An 18,607-nucleotide genomic window follows, 5' to 3' on the forward strand; every position below is an offset into this window, starting at 1 on the left:
CACGACGGCTCGCGCCGATCGAGTGATCGCGTGGCCACGGCGTGCTACGGCCTTGCGCCGAAGAGCTGCGTGCGCTCCAAGGCCTTGCGAGCGGGCGTATCAGGTGGATTTGGCCTTGAGCAGCCGCGCCAGTTCACCGACGAAGCCCCGCCGGAAGATGAGCACGCACACCACGAAGATCGCCCCGATGGCGACCTGAACCCACGAGCCGAACGAGGCCAGCTCGTCCTGCATGGTAATCACCACGCCGGCGCCGGCGACCGGTCCGAACAGCGTGCCCATGCCCCCCAGCAGCGTCATCAGCACGACTTCGCCCGACATCTGCCAGTGCACGTCGGTGAGCGAGGCGAACTGGAAGATGATCGCCTTGGTCGCTCCGGCGGTGCCGGCCAGGGTGGCTGATATGATGAACGCGATGAGCTTGAAGCGTTCCACGTTGTAGCCCAGCGAACGGGCGCGAGGCTCGTTTTCGCGGATGGCGGTCAGAATCTGGCCGAACGGCGAATGGATGGTGCGATAGATGATCAGGAAACCGATCATGAAGATCGCGAACACCACGTAGTAGATCGCGAGCGGGTCGTTCAGATCGATCAGCCCGAGCATATGCCCACGAGGAATTCCCTGCAGACCGTTTTCGCCGCCCGTGAACGGCAGCTTTAGCGCGAGAAAGAAGATGATCTGGGCCAGAGCCAGCGTGATCATGGCGAAGTAGATGCCCTGACGCCGGATGGCAAGCGCACCGAAGATCGCGCCGAGAACCATCGCGAACAGCGTGCCGGCCAGAATGCCGATCAGCGGGTCGAGCTGCATCACCTTGATGACGTGGCCGGTGATATAGGCCGCCCCGCCGAAAAAGGCCGCGTGACCGAACGAGAGCAGGCCCGTGTAGCCGAGCAACAGGTTGAATGCGCAGGCGAACAGCGCAAAGCACAGCAGCTTCATGGCGAACACGGGGTAGACGAGATACGGCGCGGCCAGGCCGAAGCCGAGCAGCAGTACCCAGAAGACACCGTTCATGGTGATGTGACGCATGGTTTCAGACTTCCTTGCCGAACAGGCCGGCCGGACGAATCAGCAGCACCACGACCATGATGAAGAAGATGACGGTATTGGCGGCCGGCGGATACAGCGCCTGGGTCAGGCCCTGTACCAGCCCCAGCCCCAGCCCGGTGACAATCGCGCCCAGAATGGAGCCCATGCCGCCGATAACCACTACCGCGAACACGGTGATGATCAGATCGGCGCCCATCAGCGGGCTGACCGAGTAGATCGGCGCGGCCAGCACGCCGGCCAGCGCGGCCAGCGCCACACCGAACCCGAACGTCAGCGTCACCATGCGTGGCACGTTGATACCGAACGCCTCCACCAGCTTGGGGTTCTCCACGCCGGCCCGTAGCACCGAGCCGAGGGTGGTTCGCTCGATCACGAACCATGTGGCAAAGCACACCACGATCGAGAACACGATCGCGAACAGCCGGTATTTCGGGAAATACATGAAGCCGAGATTCACGATACCGCTCAATACATCGGGCTGGGCCGGGTAGGCGGTGCCCGAGATATTGAAGTAGTTCGAAAGAATACCCTGCAGGATCAGCGCGATGCCGAAGGTCAGCAACAGGCCGTAGATATGATCGAAGGCGTACAGACGGCGTAGCAGGAACCGTTCGATGAGCATGCCGAAAATGCCGACTACCAGCGGCGCGACGATGAGCGCGGTCCAGAAGCCCATGTGGTAGTCGTCGAAACCCAGCCACGGCCCGAGATAGGAATAGCCGATCAGCGCCACGAACGCACCCAGCATGTAGAGCGCGCCGTGGGCGAAGTTGATCACGTTCAGCAGCCCGAAGATGATCGCAAGACCCAGGCTGAGCATGGCGTAGAACACGCCGGTGCTCAGCCCCAACATGGTTTGCGCAAGAATCGCGTTGAGACTCATGGCTTTATGCGTCGTATCGTGGTCATTCGACTACTCGTCGGCGGGTCACTTGAGCAGCGGGCAGGCGCTGTCGGACAGAGCGATATAGGCTTTCTCGGCGGGAATCGTGCTCACGATGTTGAGCAGGTCCCAGTCGCTTTTGGATTCTTCTGGCGTCTTGACCTGGGCCAGATACATATCGTGCGACATGAGCCCGTTGGCTTCGATCTTGCCGTTCTTGACGAAGAAGTCGTTGAGCTGCATTTCGCCGAGCTGCTTGCGTACCGGCGCGGCTTCGTCGCTGCCTGCGGCCCTGATCGCTTCCAGGTAGTGGGTCACACTCGAGTAGACGCCGGCCTGGACCATGGTCGGCATGGCGCCGTGCTTGTCGAAAAAGCGTTGCGACCATTTGCGCGATTCGTCGTTACGGTCCCAGTAGAATGCGGTGGTGAACTCCAGACCCTTGGCGGTATCCAGGCCGAGTGCCTTCACGTCGGTCAGGAACACCAGCATGCCGGCGAGTTTCTGGCCGCGTTCGACGATGCCGAACGCATTGGCCTGCTTGATCGAATTGACGGTATCGCCGCCGGCGTTGGCCAATCCGATCACGTCCGCCCCGGAGCCGCTGGCCTGCAGCAGGTAGGACGAGAAATCGGTGCTGCTCAGCGGCGCTTCGATGCTACCCAGTACCTCGCCGCCGAGTTCCTTGACCACGCGCGAGGTGTTGTCACGCAGCGAATGCCCAAACGCGTAGTCGGCGGTGATGAAGAACCATTTCTTGCCGCCGTTCTTGACGATCGCCGTGGCCGTGCCGACCGGCAAGGCGTAGGTGTCGTAGACGTAGTGAATGCCGTACTTGGAGCACTGGCTTTCGGTGAGTTCGGAAGAGCCCGCACCGGTGTTGATGGTGATGGTGTTCTTTTCCGAGGCCAGGCCCTGAACAGCCAGCCCGACTGCCGAATTGTCCATGCCCACGAGCATGTCGACATGGTTCTGGTCGATCCACTTGCGCGCGATCGACGAGGCGACGTCGGCCTTGTTCTGGTGGTCGGCGGAGACGATCTCGATCGGTGCGCCCAGTACCTGGCCGCCGAAATCGTCGGCGGCCATCTGCGCAGCGATCACCGCTCCCGGCCCTTCGATCGCCTTGTAGACCCCGGACATATCGGTCAGGACTCCGATCTTGACGCTGTCATTGGAGGCCTGGTCGGCGGCCTGCGCGCCGGAGAAGGCCATCAGGCCAGCGGTGCACGCCGCGGTCAGTAGTGACTTGTTCATCGGGTTATCCCCTCGTTGACATCGCTTTCAGGGTGAGCACCGGCCGGTTCAGACGCTCAGGAACTGGTTGATGCGTTCTTTCTTGGCCTTGGCCTGTGAGGCCTCGATCACTTCGGCGACCTCGCCGTGTTCGATGATGTAGTGGCGGTCGGCCAGCGGCGCGGCGAAATGGAAATTCTGCTCGACGAGCACGATGGTCAGGCCACGCTCCTTGATCTGCCGGATGGTGTTGCCCAGCGCCTGCACGATCACCGGCGCCAGGCCTTCGGTGATTTCGTCGAGCAGCAGCAGCTGGGCGCCGGTGCGCAACACGCGCGCCATGGCCAGCATCTGCTGTTCGCCGCCGGACAGCTGCGTGCCCAGGCTGCGCCGGCGTTCGGCCAGGTTCGGAAACATCTCGTAGATCTCGGACACGCTCATGCCATCGTCGCTCAGGCGCGGCGGCAGGTTGAGGTTTTCCTCCACGTTCAGGCGCGAGAAGATGCCGCGCTCTTCCGGGCAGTAGCCGAGCATGCCAAGACGCGCGATCTTGTGGGTCGGCTGCTTGATGATTTCGGTGCCATTGACCCGGATCGAACCGGTTCGCTTGTCCACCAGGGCGAGGATCGACTTGAGTGCGGTGGTGCGCCCGGCGCCGTTGCGCCCGAGCAGGGTGACCACCTCGCCCCGCGCCACCGACAGGTCGATGCCGTGCAGGATGTGCGATTCGCCGTACCAGGCGTTGAGATTTTCGATACGCAGCAGTTCAGACATCCTCGGTCCCCATATAGGCCTGTCTGACGGCCGGGTCGCGGGACACTTCCGAGTACGGGCCCTCGGCCAATATCTCGCCGCGATTGAGCACGGTGATCCGGTCGGCCAGCGACTCCACCACCTTGAGGTTGTGCTCGACCATGAGAATGGTGCGATTGGCAGCGACCTGCTGGATCAGCGCCGTGACCTTGCCGACGTCCTCCGAGCTCATGCCCTGAGTCGGTTCGTCGAGCAGCATCAGACGCGGATCGAGCGCCAGAGTGGTGGCGATCTCCAGTGCGCGCTTGCGCCCATAAGCCAGTTCCACGCTGGTTACCTCGGCGAACTCGGCCAGGCCGACTTCCTCGAGCAGCGCCATGGCCCGGTCGGTCAACGAATCCAGCACCCTGGACGAGCGCCAGAAGTGATACGACAGGCCCAGATGCTGCTGTAGCGCCACGCGAACATTATCCAGCACGCTCAGGTGCGGAAAGATCGCCGATATCTGGAATGATCGAACCATGCCGCGATTGGCGACGTCGGTCGGCTTGTGACGGGTGATATCGGTGCCGTCGTAGACGATCCTGCCGGCCGAGGGCTCGATGAACCGTGTGAGCATGTTGAACACGGTTGTCTTGCCTGCCCCGTTCGGGCCGATCAGTGCATGGATGCTGCCCCGCTGGACGTCCAGATCCATGCTTTCGACCGCGGTGAAACCGGCGAACTTCTTGCTCAGCCCACGGGCCTGAAGAATCGCCTCGCTCACAGCCGGTATGCCGTTCGCGAACGGGCCGCGCCCGTCGATGTGTCGTCGTCCTGCGCCATAGATAGTCTTTGGTGTATTGCCCCTCGCCGCGCCTGGTCAGACGCGCGAAATCAGTCTAGACGCAGGTCGCGTCAGGGGTTATCCCACCTTAGTCGCAGGATTGGAGGCCGGTACGGACATCGCCGGCCCCCGGCGTAATCGCCGCGATCAGTCGCTGCGATGCTGCGAACAGGCTTCGCAGATACCGCCGACTTCGATCGTCTCGTGGTCGATGGCAAAGCCCGCCCGACGCGCCTCGGCGGCGATCGCGGCATCGATCGGCTGGCTGGCGATCTCGGCGACGCGCTCGCATTGGCGACAGATCAGGAATTTCGGATGGCCGGACTCGTGGGGCGCATCGCAGCCGATGAACGCGTTCAGCGATTCGATCTTGTGAATCAGCCCCGCGTCGAGGAGAAAATCCAGCGCGCGATAGACCGTGGGCGGCGCGGCGTTGCCGCGCTCGGCGCTGATCGCGTCGAGCAGATCATAGGCCTTGGTCGGGCGATGGTTGTCCCAGATCAGCTCGAGTACGCGCCGGCGAATGGCGGTCAGGCGCAGGCCCCGCTGGGCACATCGAGCGTCTGCCCGTGCCAGTGCATCGGCGATACAGGCCGAATGATCGTGTCCGCGGGCGTCGAATACCGAAGCGTTGGCGTTCTCAGTCATGGCCGGTGGCAGTGCGCAAACAGAACCGCAGTATCGCGCATTCTAGCGATCGATACCGCATTGGTCGTCCGGCTCGACCGCCACGCCCGGCGGCCGATGATGCGCATGCCGGTGCAGCCGCCGGCTGAGCCGGAAATTGCGGATATGGGCGGCCGCGAGCACCAGCCCGCCCGCCACGGTGATCGCGCGCTCCAGACGCTCGCCACCGTATTCGTGGACGATGAACGCCGCAGCAATGAGTGCGGCGATGCCGATCACCCCCAGCAAGGCGACGGTCCGGCTGCGATGACGCGCCCAGCCCAAGCCCAAGGCCACGGCCGTGGTCGGTACCACCAGGATCAGGATCAGCTGGTGAAACGTCTCGTGGCTGACCAGCGAAAAGCCCAGGACCGGGAACAGGGCGATCGCGAACGGCAGCAGCAGGCAATGCACCAGGCAGAGTCCCGACAGCGCGACTGCGGTCTTATCCAGTTTGCCGGTAAAATCGGAGAACGAGTCGGAACGCACGAGCGGAGCTTCCCTGCTGGGCTGGGTTGGGCCAGAGCGTTAATATATAACATTTGGAAAGGAGTGGGCGAGATGCACAGGACATTCGTTCGATGCGCGACGGTCGGGCTGGCCGCAACACTGGCCGCGCTGGCGCTGACCGGCTGCAGCGAGTCAGAGGCCCCGGACTGCGGCGCATTGACCGTGAAAGAGCCCTGGGTGCGCGTTGCACCTGCCGGCGCCGAAGTGATGGGTGCGTATTTCACGCTCTCCAATACCGGCGACGCGAAGGTGGTCGTCAACGGTGTGACCAGCAGCCAGTTCGATCGCGCCGAGATGCACGAGACCGTAGTCAACGACAACGGTCAGGCAAGCATGCAGCCGTTGGAGAAGGTGACCGTGCCGGCAGGCGAAAGCATCGACTTCAAGCCGGGTGGTCGCCACGTGATGCTGTTCAACCCCACCCAGCCCTATGCAGCCGGCGACCAGGTCGAGCTGATCCTGGCCTGTGGCAGCCAGAATGCGGAACTGCCGGTGGCGGCGACCGTGCGTGCCGAGCAGCCGGGCGCGCAGAACGAGGGGGATACGGCCCGCGGCATGGACCACGCCATGGATCACGATATGGCACCGGCCGATCACGCTGACGAGGGCGCAGCCGCCGACGATGCGGCTACCGCGAGCTGATCGACATGGCGCTGGCTTTCACCAAGATGCACGGTCTGGGCAACGATTTCGTCGTGCTCGACGGGACCCGCCGCGCGATCACCCTGGATGCCGCCTCGGCACGTGCGATCGCCGATCGTCATTTCGGTATCGGCTGCGACCAGATCCTCATCGTCGATCCGCCCCGCTCGCCCGAGGCGGACTTCGGCTATCGCATTCTCAACGCCGACGGCAGCGAATCGGGGCAGTGTGGCAACGGGGCGCGCTGTTTTGCGCGTTACGTGCGCGAACAAGGCCTGACCGACAAGCGCCGGATCGTGGTGGACATCCGCGACGGCCAGATGGTGCTCGAACAGCTCGACGGAGCCGAGCACCGCTATCGCGTGGCGCTGGGTGTACCGGTCTTCGAGCCGGCCGATATTCCGCTGGCCGGCTTCGAACGGGCGGCCGACTATTGCCTGACCGATGTGGCTGGCCGACAGGCCGTGGATTTCGCGGCGCTGGCGATCGGCAATCCGCATGCCATCATCCAGGTCCCGGATATCGACTCCGCCGACGTTGCAGTGCTGGGACCGGCGCTGGAGTCGCATCCGGCGTTTCCGGAACGGGTGAACGTCGGGTTCGTACAGGTCGTGGCCCGTGATCATGTTCGCCTGCGCGTGTTCGAGCGCGGGGCGGGGGAGACCCTGGCCTGTGGCAGTGGCGCGGCGGCCGCGGTCGTGGCCGGCATCGACGCCGGACGGCTGGATCCGCATGTCGCCGTGGACCTGCCGGGCGGGCGTGCCGAGGTCGATTGGGCCGGGCACGGCGAGCCGGTATTTCTTTCCGGCCCGGCAGAGCGCGTATTCGATGGCAAGCTGGTATCGTCTGAGGTGCGGGCATGAGACGCGCCAATGCGGACTTCATGCCTCGCCCGACGCCTGTCATGCGTATCGGTGTGTATCGATGCCACTTACGATGGTTGCCATGAACGAAGCCGAACAACAGCGCCAGACCCCCGAACTCGACGCCGCCGATGTCGCAGCCTATCTGGAAGCGCATCCGGATTTTCTGCGTCGGCATCCCGAAGTGCTGGAGGTGCTGGATACGCGTCACGACAGCGGTAACGCCGTGTCGCTGATCGAGCGCCAGGTGGGCGCGTTGCGTGCGACCAACCGCCAGCTGCAGTCGCGGTTCAACGAACTCATCGAGACCGCGCGCGACAATGAGCAGCGGGTGGTGCAGCTCAACCGTCTGGCCCGTGTGCTGGTCGCAGCCGTCGCGCCGGCCGAGCTCGTGCGCGAACTGGCCTACTGCCTGAAACAGCATCTCGACGTCGACCACGTGTATATCGGCCTGGAAAAGCCGGCCGATCACGCTGAAGGCGAGATACAGGTCATCGATCACGACAGCCCGGCCGGCCGCGCGCTGACCAACGTATTCCGGCGCGGCAAGCCGATCTGCGGGCCGCTGTCGGAAGAGCATTCGGAAGCCCTGTTCGCCACCCGTACGAACGATGTGCCGGCCCTGGCGAGCGCGGCGATGATTCCGCTGGGTATTCACGGCGTGCATGGTGCACTCGTGCTGGCCAGCCGCAAGCCGCAGCGGTTCGTGCCCGATGCCGGCACGCTGTTTTTGGAGCTCACCGGCGAACTGGTCACCGCGGCACTGCGCCGTCTGCTGGGCGACGACGCCCTGTCGTGAGGATTCTCCGGCGGTGAACCGGCCCATGGGTGCAGGCCCGCGATGAATCGGCTGTCCGAGCGTATTGCCACGTTCATCGATCATCTGGCACACGAGCGACGGGCCTCGGCCCATACCCGCGGCGCATATCGGCGCGATCTCAACGCGGTCGCCGAGTGGTTGGGCGAACGCGCGGTGGATGACTGGTCGCGTGTCACGCCGGCCGATCTGCGCGAATTCATGGCCGCCCGTCATCGAGGCGGTCTGGCGCCGGCCAGTCTGGCGCGCAATCTCTCGGCACTGCGCAGCTTCTATGTGTGGCAGATGCGCGAAGGCTGGGTGCGTGCCAATCCGGCAGTCGACGTACGCGCGCCCAAGCGGGCGTCCAAGCTGCCCGAGACCGTGGATGTCGACGATCTGGCCGGCATGCTGGACGTCGTGCCCGAGGCCGAGATCGATATACGCGACCACGCGTTGCTGGAGCTGTTCTATTCGGCCGGCCTGCGGCTGGCCGAGGCCATTGGCCTGGACACCGTCGACCTGGACACGAGCGCCGGCGAAGCGCGGGTCCTTGGCAAGGGCGCGCGCCAGCGCACGGTGCCGGTCGGCCGACGGGCCATCGACGCGCTCGAACGCTGGCTGCTGATACGTCCCGGCTGGGCCGATGCGGACGAGCCGGCGCTGTTCGTGTCCCAGCGCGGCCGACGCATCTCGCGCTCGAGCGTGGCTGCGCGCATGGACGCCTGGGCACGGCGGCACGGGCTGCCGGTCCATCTGCATCCGCACAAGCTGCGCCATTCCTTCGCCACTCACGTTCTGGAGTCCAGTGCCGATCTGCGCGCGGTTCAGGAACTGCTGGGCCATGCCCATATCGCGACCACGCAGATCTATACGCATCTGGATTTCGCCCATCTGGCGCGGGTCTACGATGCCGCCCACCCGCGGGCTCGGCTGGGCGGCGACGACGGCCCCCCGGATCGGGGCGAGCCGCTGGGCTGAACGGGCGCAGAACGGCGTCCGGCCGGCGTTGCTTGAATCGCCCGAGCGGCGGCCCCAAGTCGTGTCAGACCGATATCAACCCGGTTCGACGTTTTGAAACAATTCGACGGCACAACCATTCTCGCCGTTCGACACAAGGGGCAGGTCGCCATAGCCGGCGACGGCCAGGTGTCGATGGGCAATACCATGTTCAAGGGCAATGCGCGCAAGGTGCGCCGGCTCTACGACGACAAGGTGCTGGCCGGTTTCGCCGGTGGAACGGCCGATGCATTCACGCTGTTCGAGCGCTTCGAGGGCAAGCTCCAGCAACACGGCGGACAGCTGGTCAAGGCCGCGGTCGACATGGCCAAGGACTGGCGCACCGATCGGGCACTGCGGCGTCTGGAGGCGCTGCTGCTGGTCGCCGATACCAACGCGACGCTCATGATCTCCGGCAACGGCGACGTCATGGAGCCTGAGTTCGCCTGCATGGCCATCGGTTCCGGCGGTTCGTTCGCCCAGGCAGCCGGCCGTGCGCTGGTCGAGCATACCGACATGGATGCGCCGACCATCGCCGAGACTGCCATGCATATCGCGGCCGATACCTGCATCTATACCAATCACCACATCACCGTCGAGGTGTTGGACCATGCCTGATACAGCCCCTGAAACCTTGAGTGTCGATGAGCGCGCGACGACCGCGCTGCCCAGACACGAAATGACGCCGCGCGAGATCGTCGCCGAGCTTGATCGGCATATCATCGGACAGGCCGATGCCAAGCGGGCGGTCGCCATTGCACTGCGTAACCGCTGGCGGCGCATGCAGCTCGACGAGGCGATCCGCGGCGAAATCACGCCCAAGAACATCCTCATGATCGGGCCGACCGGCGTCGGCAAAACCGAGATCGCACGTCGCCTGGCCAAGCTGGCCAATGCGCCGTTCACGAAGGTCGAGGCGACGAAGTTCACCGAAGTCGGCTATGTCGGCAAGGAAGTGGACTCGATCATTCGGGATCTGGTGGAAGTCGGCATCAAGATGACCCGGGAAGCCGCCAAGGCTCAGGTACGGGTCAAGGCCGAAGATGCAGCGGAAGAGCGTATCCTCGATGCGCTGCTGCCGCGCCCCAAGAACTGGGACGAGGCCGCCGAGTCGGATCAGAAGGCCACCGAATCCACCGCGACGCGTCAGGTGTTTCGCAAGCGCCTGCGCGAAGGCAAGCTCGACGATAAGGAAATCGAGCTCGACCTGCGCCAGTCGCAGAAGGGCGTCGAGATCATGGCGCCGCCCGGTATGGAGGAGATGACCAACCAGCTGCAGTCCATGTTCCAGAACATGGGCGGCTCGGAGAAGACCAAGCGCAAGAAGATCAAGATCCAGGACGCCTATCGGCTGCTCGTCGATGAAGAGGCCGCCAAGCTCGTCGATGAGGAGCAGATCAAGACTCAGGCGATTCACGAGGTAGAGAACGGCGGCATCGTATTCATCGACGAGATCGACAAGGTCTGCAAGCGCTCGGATGCCGGCGGCTCGTCGGGCGGCGATGTGTCCCGTGAGGGCGTTCAGCGCGACCTGTTGCCGCTGGTCGAGGGATCCACGGTCTCCACCAAATACGGCATGGTGCGGACCGACCATATCCTGTTCATCGCTTCGGGCGCGTTCCATGTCGCCAAGCCTTCGGATCTGATTCCCGAGTTGCAGGGCCGGCTGCCGATCCGGGTCGAACTGGACGCGCTCAAGGCCGAGGATTTCGTACGCATTCTGACCGAGCCTCACTGTTCGCTGACCGAGCAGTACAGCGAACTGATGAACGTCGAAGGGGTGACGCTTGCGTTCACCGACGACGGCGTGTCGCGCATCGCGGAAATGGCGTTCAAGGTCAACGAAGGTACCGAGAACATCGGTGCACGCCGGCTGCATACGGTCATGGAACGGCTCATGGAAGAGATTTCCTACGATGCCCCGGACAAGGCGGGCGAGACGCTGTCGATCGATGCCGCCTATGTCGATTCCAAGCTCAAGGATCTGGCGGCCGACGAGGATCTGTCGCGCTATATCCTTTAAAACGGGCGCGGCGTTTGTCCGCGACGCGGCATTCGTGCGACAACAGCCGGTGCAGGCCAGCCCTGCGCCGGCTTTTTATTGCCACCGGAGGTTTTGAACATGGACGCGCCGACCGATATCGTTCTGCACAACAAATCCCGCACGCTGGAAGTGGTCTATACCGACGGCGTCACCTACAGCCTACCGCTGGAATATCTGCGCGTGTACTCGCCCTCTGCCGAGGTGCGGGGTCATGGCGGGCCCATGGAACTGGTCACCGGCAAGCGCGAGATCGGTGTGACCGAAATCGAGCCGGTGGGCAACTATGCGATCCAGCTGCATTTCGATGACGGTCATAACACCGGCATCTATTCGTGGGAAACGCTGCGCGAGCTGGGCGCGGCCTACGAGACGAACTGGAACGATTATCTGGAGCGGCTCCGCGCAGCCGGTGGCTCGCGCGATCGACTCTGGCACTGACGTGCGATCGACTGCGGTCAGTCAAGCGCTCTGCTGCCCGCACGAATCAGGGGGCCATGCCGGCTGGCCCGCCGGCCCGGCCGGGCGTAGCTACCGTGAACGGCCGCGATCGGGCCGTCAGGGTTGCCGAGACCCGCGCGCGGCAGCCGGTATCGGCTAGAGGCCGAGCGCGCAGGTCGCGGCGTGCCCATCAGGCCATCGACAGCGCATGTGACAGATCGGCGATCAGCCGATCGATCAGTTCGGCGGTGGTGTTCCAGCCGCACACGAACCGTACGCCGCCCTCGCCGATGAAGGTATAGAAAGTCCATCGCTCGTCGCGCAGGCTTTGTTGGACGGCCGGGGCGAGCTCCAGGAATACACTGTTGGCCTCGACAGGGAACATCAGCTTGACGCCGTCGAGATGCTGCACGCCGGCGGCCAGGCGTTGGGCCATGGCATTGGCGTGACGCGCGTTGTCCAGCCACGCCCCGGTTTCGAGCAAGCCGAGCCAGGGCGCTGAGAGATAGCGCATCTTGGATGCCAGCTGTCCGGCCTGTTTGCAGCGATAGTCGAAATCGCGGGCCAGCTCACGATCGAAGAAGATCACCGCTTCACCGAAGGCCAGTCCGTTCTTGGTGCCCGAGAAGGTCAGCACATCGATACCGGCCCGCCAGCTGAGTTCGGCGGGGGCCAGGTCGAGCCCGGCACAGGCGTTGGCAAAGCGTGCGCCGTCCATGTGCAGGCGCAGCGCATGCCGATCGGCCACTTCGCGAATCGCTCGGAGCGCGTCGGGGTCGTAGACCGTGCCAAGTTCGCTCGCCTGAGTCAGCGAGACGACCTTCGGGCGCGGGTAGTGGATATCGTTGCGTCGGGTGACGGTGCGCTCGATATGATCCGGGCCGATACGCCCCATGTCACCCGGTACGGTGAGCAGCTTGGAACCGTTGGAAAAGAACTCCGGGCCGCCGCATTCGTCGGTCTCGATATGGGCGAGCTGATGGCAGATGACGCTGTGGTAGGGCTGGCACAACGCTGCCAGCGACAGCGAGTTCGCGGCCGTGCCGTTGAACACGAAAAACACCTCGCAGTCGGTTTCGAACAGCGTTCGGAATCGATCGCTGGCTAGCGCCGTCCAGCGATCGTTTCCGTAGGCTAGATCGTCGGTGTCGTTGGCTCGCAGGAGATACTCCAGGGCCTGCGGACAGATGCCGGAGGTGTTGTCGCTGGCCAGGAAGCGGGGTGTGTCGAGGCGATCGGACGGGTAGGGCATGACGATCCGGAGGTGGGATAGCTGAGCAACGCGAGACGCTAGAGCCCGCGGCGGCCGACTGCAAGCTCGTCGACGCGGTGATCGTGGTCGAAGCGACAACAGAGCGGGCCACGTCGGGCCAGAGTGAACCGCCCGAACCGGCGGCTTCCGCTACCGCTCGATGGCCGGCGTCGTCGCCGCATGGCCGGTCTTGCCGTTATAGGCCCGGCCGGCGGCGGGGTCAGCGCAGGAGTTGACCGCCGTCCACGGTGAGCGTCTGGCCAGTGACCCAGGAGGCCAGCGGGCTGGCCAGAAACACGACCGCTCGAGCGATCTCGTCCGGGCGGCCGAAGCGCCCGAACGGAATGCTGGCCAGCGTGGCCTCATACAGCGCGGGATTTTTCGCCTTGCGCTGCTGCCAGAGCCCGCCCGGGAAATCGATCGAATCCGGGGCGACGGCGTTTACGCGAATGCCTTGGCCAGCCATGGCAGCCGCCTGCGACTGGGTGTACTGGATCAGCGCGGCCTTGACGGCACCGTAGGCGGCGGTTCGTGCAGACGCGGCCTGGCCGGCGATCGAGGCAATATGCACGATCGTGCCGGCACCGCTGGCCTCGAGCCAGGGCCGGGCGGCACGGCTGGCCCGTACCGCGCCGAGCAGGTCGACCTCGACACTGGTCGCCCAGCCGTCTTCGCTGTCGCCCTCGCCGAAGCCGGAGGCGTTGTTGACCAGGATATCCAGACCGCCAAGCGTGTCGGCCGCCTGGTCTATATACGCGGTGAGCGCCGGACCGTCGGCCACATCGCAGACGGCGGTATGTACGGGCACATCATGTACGCCGAGACGCTCGGCGGCTTGATCGAGTCCTTCCCGGTCTCGAGCGCAGATCGATAGCTGAACGCCTTCTGCGGCCAGGGCCTCGGCGATGGCCAGGCCGATGCCGCGGCTGCCCCCGGTAATCACGGCGCGGCGGCCGGCAAGCTGTGTCTGCATGTTCGATTGTCCTTCGAGGTCTGTCGACAGGCCAGCCGATCGAGGCTCGGCCTCCGCTGAGCGACCATCCTAGGGCCTTGCAAGAATTTATTCGAGACGATACGTCCGTACACCGGTACCCGCCGGTGATCGCGCGGGCCGATTCCGGCGGCATGCGATCAGACCTGTTGGCTATCGTGGCCGGCCGCTATGCCCGTAGTTGCAAAGCCGCCGCCCGGGCTTGGATAGCGTGTGGTCGCCGAGTGCCTAAGGGTACGGCGATGGGTCCGGCGGCGCCGTCGCGGCGCGGATGAACACCGCCTGGCACGATTGTGGGCGGATTCATATGGCGTGCTATCGTCTGGGGGCTTGGCCTATTGCATCTGCGCGCTGCTGGATAGCGCCCTTGGCGGCAGGCCGGAGGCATCGGGGGTTACGACGTATCCGGCGGTTTCGGGCCGCGGCAGGAGCAGCCGGGCACGGGTCCGTTCGCCAGGTCGGGTCTTCGGTGCGAAGCCCAGTTCGGATTCGATCGATGGCACGAGGCATACGGGGAAAGCGCGGCGGACGTGGGCAACAGGCGGCATCGCGCTATGCCGACAGCACGACCGATATCGGCCGCGAGCAGCGTTTCTGGTTGGCCATGCTGTATGCGGCGCTGGCCGGTTACCTGTCGGTATTGGCCGTCGTCCATATCTATATCCGGCTGACTTCGGCGCTGCCCAATCGTGGTTGGATCAACGCCATTCTGCTGGCGACGCTGGCGTTCACCGCGGGTTTTTACCTGTGCCGCCATCAGATCGTGACCATGCGCTATCGGCTGGTCTATCTGGTGCTGGCCGATATCCTGGCTGCAGCAATCATCCTGGCGATCAGCGCGCTGGACGGTGGTATCGGCAGCCCGGTCGCCGGATTGCTGATCCTGCCGATCGTATATCTGGCGATCGGTTATCCCAGGCCGGCGGTTCTGGTCTGCGGCATGGCCATCCTGGCCGGGGCAGCGGCGGTATTCGTCACGTCGAATCCAGGTGCCGACGTGTTCACGGCGATATTCCGTTTCATCGCGCTGGCGATCGCGTTGCTGCTGGCCGGTATCGGGGCCACGGCCCGGGACTGGGAAAAAGGCGAGATCAGACGTCTGCGCCTGCGCCTGGAGCAACTCGCCTCCACCGACGAGCTGACCGGTTGTGTGAATCAGCGCGCCTTCGGTGAACGCCTGGCCGACGAAGTCGAACGCGCTCATTCGGCTGGCCACCCGCTGTCACTGATGGTCATCGATATCGACCGTTTCAAACAGATCAATGACCGGCACGGTCACGATGTGGGCGATCGTGTACTGCGCCAGCTCGGCGGGCAGCTTCGGCTGCTCGCCGGCGACCAGGCGATACCGGGCCGCCCCGGCGGCGACGAACTGGCGATCCTGGCGCCGGGCGCGGATTGCCGTGCTGCGCTCCGACTCGCCGAACGTCTGCGCTGCGCATTCGCCTCGCGCGCGGATCCGATCCGCACCACGGTCAGCGTCGGCGTGGCAGAGTTGGGTGCGGCGCCGGACACCGCTGCCATGCTGTTCCGTCGTGCCGATCAGGCTTTGTATCGAGCCAAGGCCGAAGGCCGTGACCGGGTGGCGACGGCACCCGTGTCGGATCCTCGGTTAGAGGCCGGCCGGCATTCGACCAACACACTGGCAAGCCGTGAGCGTTAGGCCGGTGTGTCGACGGTCGCGCAGGCGATCAGTGCCGCGACGTTCGTAAGCCTGAGCCGACAACCGTTCCCTGCCGGAGTGCTGACTCCAAGAGAAACGCCTCCCGGAGGAGGCGTTTCACGGGGCCGCGATCTGTCGCGTGCGCGGGGTCGTTTAGTGGTGCTCGCGCAGTATGGCCAACATGCGCTTGAGCGGCTCGGCCGCACCCCAGAGCAGCTGATCGCCGACGGTATAGGCGGACAGATATTCGCCGCCCATGGCGAGTTTGCGCAGCCGCCCGACCGGAATGCTCAGCGTGCCCGAGACGGCTGTGGCGGTCAGATCGCGCAGGGTTGCTTCCTTTTCATTGGGCACGACCTTGACCCATTCGTTATGACGAGCGATCCGGTCTTCGATTTCGTCGATCGGCACGTCGCGCTTGAGTTTGATGGTGAACGCCTGGCTGTGACAACGCATCGAACCGATACGTACACACAGTCCGTCCATCGGAATCGGATCGCCCTCGCGGCCCAGAATCTTGTTGCTCTCGGCGCCTGCTTTCCATTCTTCCTTGGACTGGCCGGTTTCCATGATCGTGTCGATCCAGGGCAGCGCCGATCCGGCCAGGGGATGGCCGAACTGCTCGACCGGGAAATCCGCCGAGCGCATCTTGGCGGTGACGTCACGATCGATATCCAGGATCGCCGAGGAGGGCGTAGCCAGCTGATCGGCCACGCTGTCGCGCAGATCGCCCATCTGAACGAGCAGCTCACGCATATGCTGTGCACCGGATCCGGAGGCGGCCTGATAGGTCATCGCCGACATCCACTCGATCAGATCGGCCTCGAACAGCCCGCCAAGACCCATGAGCATCAGGCTGACGGTGCAGTTGCCGCCACAGAACGTCTTGGTGCCGCGCGCCAGCTGGGCATCAATCACGTCGCGGTTGACCGGGTCCAGCACGATCGTCGCGTCGTCGGCCATGCGCAGCTTGCTGGCGGCGTCGATCCAGTAGCCTTTCCAGCCCGCTGAACGCAGCGGCTCGTAGACTTCGCCGGTGTAGTCGCCGCCCTGGCAGGTCACGATTACATCCATGGCCTTGAGCGAATCGATGTCCTTTGCGTCCTGGAGCTTGGGCACGTCCATGCCGATATCCGGGCCGTCCTGACCGGCCTGGGACGTGGAGAAGAATACCGGCTCGAGACCCTGATAGTCGTTGTCGTGAAGCATGCGCTGCATGAGCACGGAACCGACCATGCCACGCCAACCAACGAATCCGACTTTCAACATTCTCATACCTCGTCTGAGCGGGTCGTTCGACCCTGAGTGTTTGGCCATTCTAACGCGGACGCGGATCGAGAGCGCATCCCGGCCGCTGGAGATCGCGCGGCGTGGCGGGGCCCCGGTCCTGCCGGCCAGGCTCTGTCGAATTGCCCGCACCGCTGTCCGCGCCGGCCATCGTCCGGCCGAAGCCGAGACCCGGCCCTGACCGGTCGACCGTAATTTGTTAGAAAATAAGCGCTTCGAAGTGACGAACGGGCATTGATCGATCACCCTGCAACTAAAGTTGCATTTACCACGGACGCGCCGGCTCCTTAATTTGTTATTCACCTTGAATCAAGGTCATAACGAGAGGGGAGAACAGGTGAGCGATAATAAGAAGTGGATCGACACATCGATCAGCCGCCGTGGACTTTTGAAAAGCGGGTCCATGGCCATGGGCGGGCTGCTGGCCACGTCGATGTTTCCCGGCCGTGTGCTGGCCGCTGATGGTTCGCCGCTGGGCAATTATCCGGCCGGCGTGGCCAAGGACAGCTGCTTCATCGGTCTGGGCTGCGAGTCCACCGGGCCGTACAGCGCCCAGGGCACCGATATGCTCAAGGGCTTTCAATTAGCGATCGAGCACCTGAACAGCGGGAACGAACTCGTCCGTGCGATCTCTCCCGATTCCAAGAAGGGCATTCTCGGCAAGCGGATCGAATACGGCAACGTGGACACCGCCTCCAAGCCGGATCTGGCGATTCAGGGCATGACGCGGTTCATCAATCAGGACAAGGCGATCATGACGGCGGGCAGCGTCAGCTCGGCGGTGGCCATTGCCTGTGAAAAACTTGCCCAACGCGAAAAGGTCATCTACCTGGCGGGCATTTCCGGCTCCAACGAAACCACCGGTGCCGATTGTCAGCGCTACGGTTTCCGTTCCTGCATATTCGGCTACACCGCTTCCAAGGCACTTCTGCCCGTGTTGCGCGACGAGATCGGTAAGGACAAGAAGGTCGCCTATCTGATTCCCGACTACACCTACGGGCATACGGTTCGCGACTCGATGAAGGAGTTCACCCAGCAGATCGGCTGGTCGGCCGCCACCGAGCAACTCTCACCCTTGGGTACCAGCGACTTCAGTTCCTATCTGCTCAACGCGGCGGCCTCCGGCGCAGACGTGTTCGTCAACATCTGCTTCGGTGCGGATGCGGTCAACTCGATCAAGCAGGCCAAGAATTTCGGAATTCTCGACAAGATGACCATGGTCATCCCCTACATGACGCCATTTCTGGCCAAGGAAGTCGGTCCGGAGATCATGCAGGGCATCTATTGCGTCACCGATTTCTGGTGGACGATGGAAGAGAAGAACGATCTGGCGAAGTCGTTCGTTTCCCAGTTCGAGAAGAAGAACGGCTACAAGCCGGAATGGGGCGCCGAGGCGGCCTATCTGCAGATGGCGATGTATGCCGAGGCCTGCGAGCGAGCCGGCACGTTCCGACCCGAAGAAGTCATCAAGGCTTATGAGGCCGGCAAACAGCTCGACACCATGCTCGGCAAGGTGCACATGCGCGCCAACGATCATCAACTGGTGCACGACGTGCCGATCATCCGTGGCAAGAAACCGTCGGAGATGCGCTCAGACGACGATTACTTCGACCTGGTCAGCCTCACGCCGGGCGACGATGTCATGCCGCCGCCGGACCTGCTGGGCTGCAAGCTCGGCTCGTATACCTGATCCGGGGTTAGTCAT

General features: G+C 63.9%; 19 protein-coding genes. 9 read left to right on the plus strand and 10 right to left on the minus strand.

Features of this window, described 5'->3' with window-relative positions:
* Window positions 1–99: 99 nt before the first annotated feature.
* The 7 genes from T31B1_RS04100 to T31B1_RS04130 form a co-directional block, all read right to left on the minus strand.
* Window positions 100–1,017: a branched-chain amino acid ABC transporter permease gene (locus T31B1_RS04100; protein WP_353248744.1), complete on the minus strand. Its 918-nt coding sequence runs from the start codon at window positions 1,015–1,017 to the stop codon at window positions 100–102.
* A 19-nt stretch (window positions 1,018–1,036) separates the two neighbouring features.
* Window positions 1,037–1,936 carry a branched-chain amino acid ABC transporter permease gene (locus T31B1_RS04105; protein WP_353248181.1) on the minus strand — a complete coding sequence of 300 codons (900 nt, stop codon included), beginning with the start codon at window positions 1,934–1,936 and terminating at the stop codon, window positions 1,037–1,039.
* A gap of 45 nt (window positions 1,937–1,981) precedes the next feature.
* Window positions 1,982–3,193 carry an ABC transporter substrate-binding protein gene (locus T31B1_RS04110; RefSeq protein ID WP_353248182.1) on the minus strand — a complete coding sequence of 404 codons (1,212 nt, stop codon included), beginning with the start codon at window positions 3,191–3,193 and terminating at the stop codon, window positions 1,982–1,984.
* Window positions 3,194–3,241: 48 nt separating this feature from the next.
* A complete protein-coding gene (locus T31B1_RS04115) occupies window positions 3,242–3,946 on the minus strand; it encodes an ABC transporter ATP-binding protein (protein ID WP_353248183.1) in 705 nt (234 codons plus the stop codon).
* A complete protein-coding gene (locus tag T31B1_RS04120; RefSeq protein WP_353248184.1) occupies window positions 3,939–4,691 on the minus strand; it encodes an ABC transporter ATP-binding protein in 753 nt (250 codons plus the stop codon). Before T31B1_RS04120 ends, T31B1_RS04115 begins: the two co-directional genes overlap by 8 nt.
* Before the next feature lie 207 nt (window positions 4,692–4,898).
* Window positions 4,899–5,399 carry a Fur family transcriptional regulator gene (locus tag T31B1_RS04125; protein WP_353248185.1) on the minus strand — a complete coding sequence of 167 codons (501 nt, stop codon included), beginning with the start codon at window positions 5,397–5,399 and terminating at the stop codon, window positions 4,899–4,901.
* A gap of 42 nt (window positions 5,400–5,441) precedes the next feature.
* Entirely contained in the window at window positions 5,442–5,906 is a 465-nt protein-coding gene (locus tag T31B1_RS04130; RefSeq protein ID WP_353248186.1) for a MerC domain-containing protein, read from the minus strand.
* Between the two features lie 72 nt (window positions 5,907–5,978).
* Here T31B1_RS04130 and T31B1_RS04135 point away from each other — a divergent pair, with 72 nt between their 5' ends.
* From T31B1_RS04135 to T31B1_RS04165, 7 genes are all read left to right on the plus strand, one after another.
* Window positions 5,979–6,569 carry a copper chaperone PCu(A)C gene (locus T31B1_RS04135; RefSeq protein ID WP_353248187.1) on the plus strand — a complete coding sequence of 197 codons (591 nt, stop codon included), beginning with the start codon at window positions 5,979–5,981 and terminating at the stop codon, window positions 6,567–6,569.
* A 5-nt stretch (window positions 6,570–6,574) separates the two neighbouring features.
* Window positions 6,575–7,432 carry a diaminopimelate epimerase gene (gene dapF / locus T31B1_RS04140; protein WP_353248188.1) on the plus strand — a complete coding sequence of 286 codons (858 nt, stop codon included), beginning with the start codon at window positions 6,575–6,577 and terminating at the stop codon, window positions 7,430–7,432.
* A gap of 82 nt (window positions 7,433–7,514) precedes the next feature.
* Entirely contained in the window at window positions 7,515–8,231 is a 717-nt protein-coding gene (locus T31B1_RS04145) for a DUF484 family protein (RefSeq protein WP_353248189.1), read from the plus strand.
* A gap of 42 nt (window positions 8,232–8,273) precedes the next feature.
* On the plus strand, window positions 8,274–9,209 hold the full coding sequence (gene xerC / locus T31B1_RS04150) for a tyrosine recombinase XerC (RefSeq protein WP_353248190.1): 936 nt from the start codon (window positions 8,274–8,276) through the stop codon (window positions 9,207–9,209).
* Window positions 9,210–9,302: 93 nt separating this feature from the next.
* Entirely contained in the window at window positions 9,303–9,845 is a 543-nt protein-coding gene (gene hslV, locus T31B1_RS04155) for an ATP-dependent protease subunit HslV (RefSeq protein WP_353248191.1), read from the plus strand.
* The gene (hslU, locus tag T31B1_RS04160; protein ID WP_353248192.1) at window positions 9,838–11,250 is read left to right on the plus strand and encodes an ATP-dependent protease ATPase subunit HslU; all 1,413 of its coding nucleotides are present in this window, start codon (window positions 9,838–9,840) and stop codon (window positions 11,248–11,250) included. Before hslV ends, hslU begins: the two co-directional genes overlap by 8 nt.
* Before the next feature lie 99 nt (window positions 11,251–11,349).
* Entirely contained in the window at window positions 11,350–11,709 is a 360-nt protein-coding gene (locus T31B1_RS04165; RefSeq protein ID WP_353248193.1) for a gamma-butyrobetaine hydroxylase family protein, read from the plus strand.
* Window positions 11,710–11,899: 190 nt separating this feature from the next.
* On the opposite strand, the gene T31B1_RS04170 is transcribed toward T31B1_RS04165, so the two are convergent.
* Together T31B1_RS04170 and T31B1_RS04175 are read right to left on the minus strand one after the other, a co-directional pair.
* The gene (locus tag T31B1_RS04170; protein ID WP_353248194.1) at window positions 11,900–12,961 is read right to left on the minus strand and encodes a threonine aldolase family protein; all 1,062 of its coding nucleotides are present in this window, start codon (window positions 12,959–12,961) and stop codon (window positions 11,900–11,902) included.
* Window positions 12,962–13,181: 220 nt separating this feature from the next.
* Window positions 13,182–13,934, minus strand: a complete 753-nt coding sequence (locus T31B1_RS04175) for an SDR family NAD(P)-dependent oxidoreductase (protein WP_353248195.1) — start codon at window positions 13,932–13,934, stop codon at window positions 13,182–13,184.
* Between the two features lie 514 nt (window positions 13,935–14,448).
* On the opposite strand from T31B1_RS04175, the gene T31B1_RS04180 reads away from it, so the two are divergent.
* Window positions 14,449–15,615: a GGDEF domain-containing protein gene (locus T31B1_RS04180; RefSeq protein WP_353248196.1), complete on the plus strand. Its 1,167-nt coding sequence runs from the start codon at window positions 14,449–14,451 to the stop codon at window positions 15,613–15,615.
* Window positions 15,616–15,768: 153 nt separating this feature from the next.
* On the opposite strand, the gene asd is transcribed toward T31B1_RS04180, so the two are convergent.
* Window positions 15,769–16,884: an aspartate-semialdehyde dehydrogenase gene (gene asd / locus T31B1_RS04185; protein WP_353248197.1), complete on the minus strand. Its 1,116-nt coding sequence runs from the start codon at window positions 16,882–16,884 to the stop codon at window positions 15,769–15,771.
* Window positions 16,885–17,239: 355 nt separating this feature from the next.
* Here asd and T31B1_RS04190 point away from each other — a divergent pair, with 355 nt between their 5' ends.
* A complete protein-coding gene (locus tag T31B1_RS04190; RefSeq protein ID WP_353248198.1) occupies window positions 17,240–18,592 on the plus strand; it encodes a substrate-binding protein in 1,353 nt (450 codons plus the stop codon).
* The last annotated feature ends 15 nt before the right edge of the window (window positions 18,593–18,607 follow it).

Origin of the sequence: Salinisphaera sp. T31B1, from assembly GCF_040361275.1 — a bacterium.
GTDB lineage: Bacteria > Pseudomonadota > Gammaproteobacteria > Nevskiales > Salinisphaeraceae > Salinisphaera.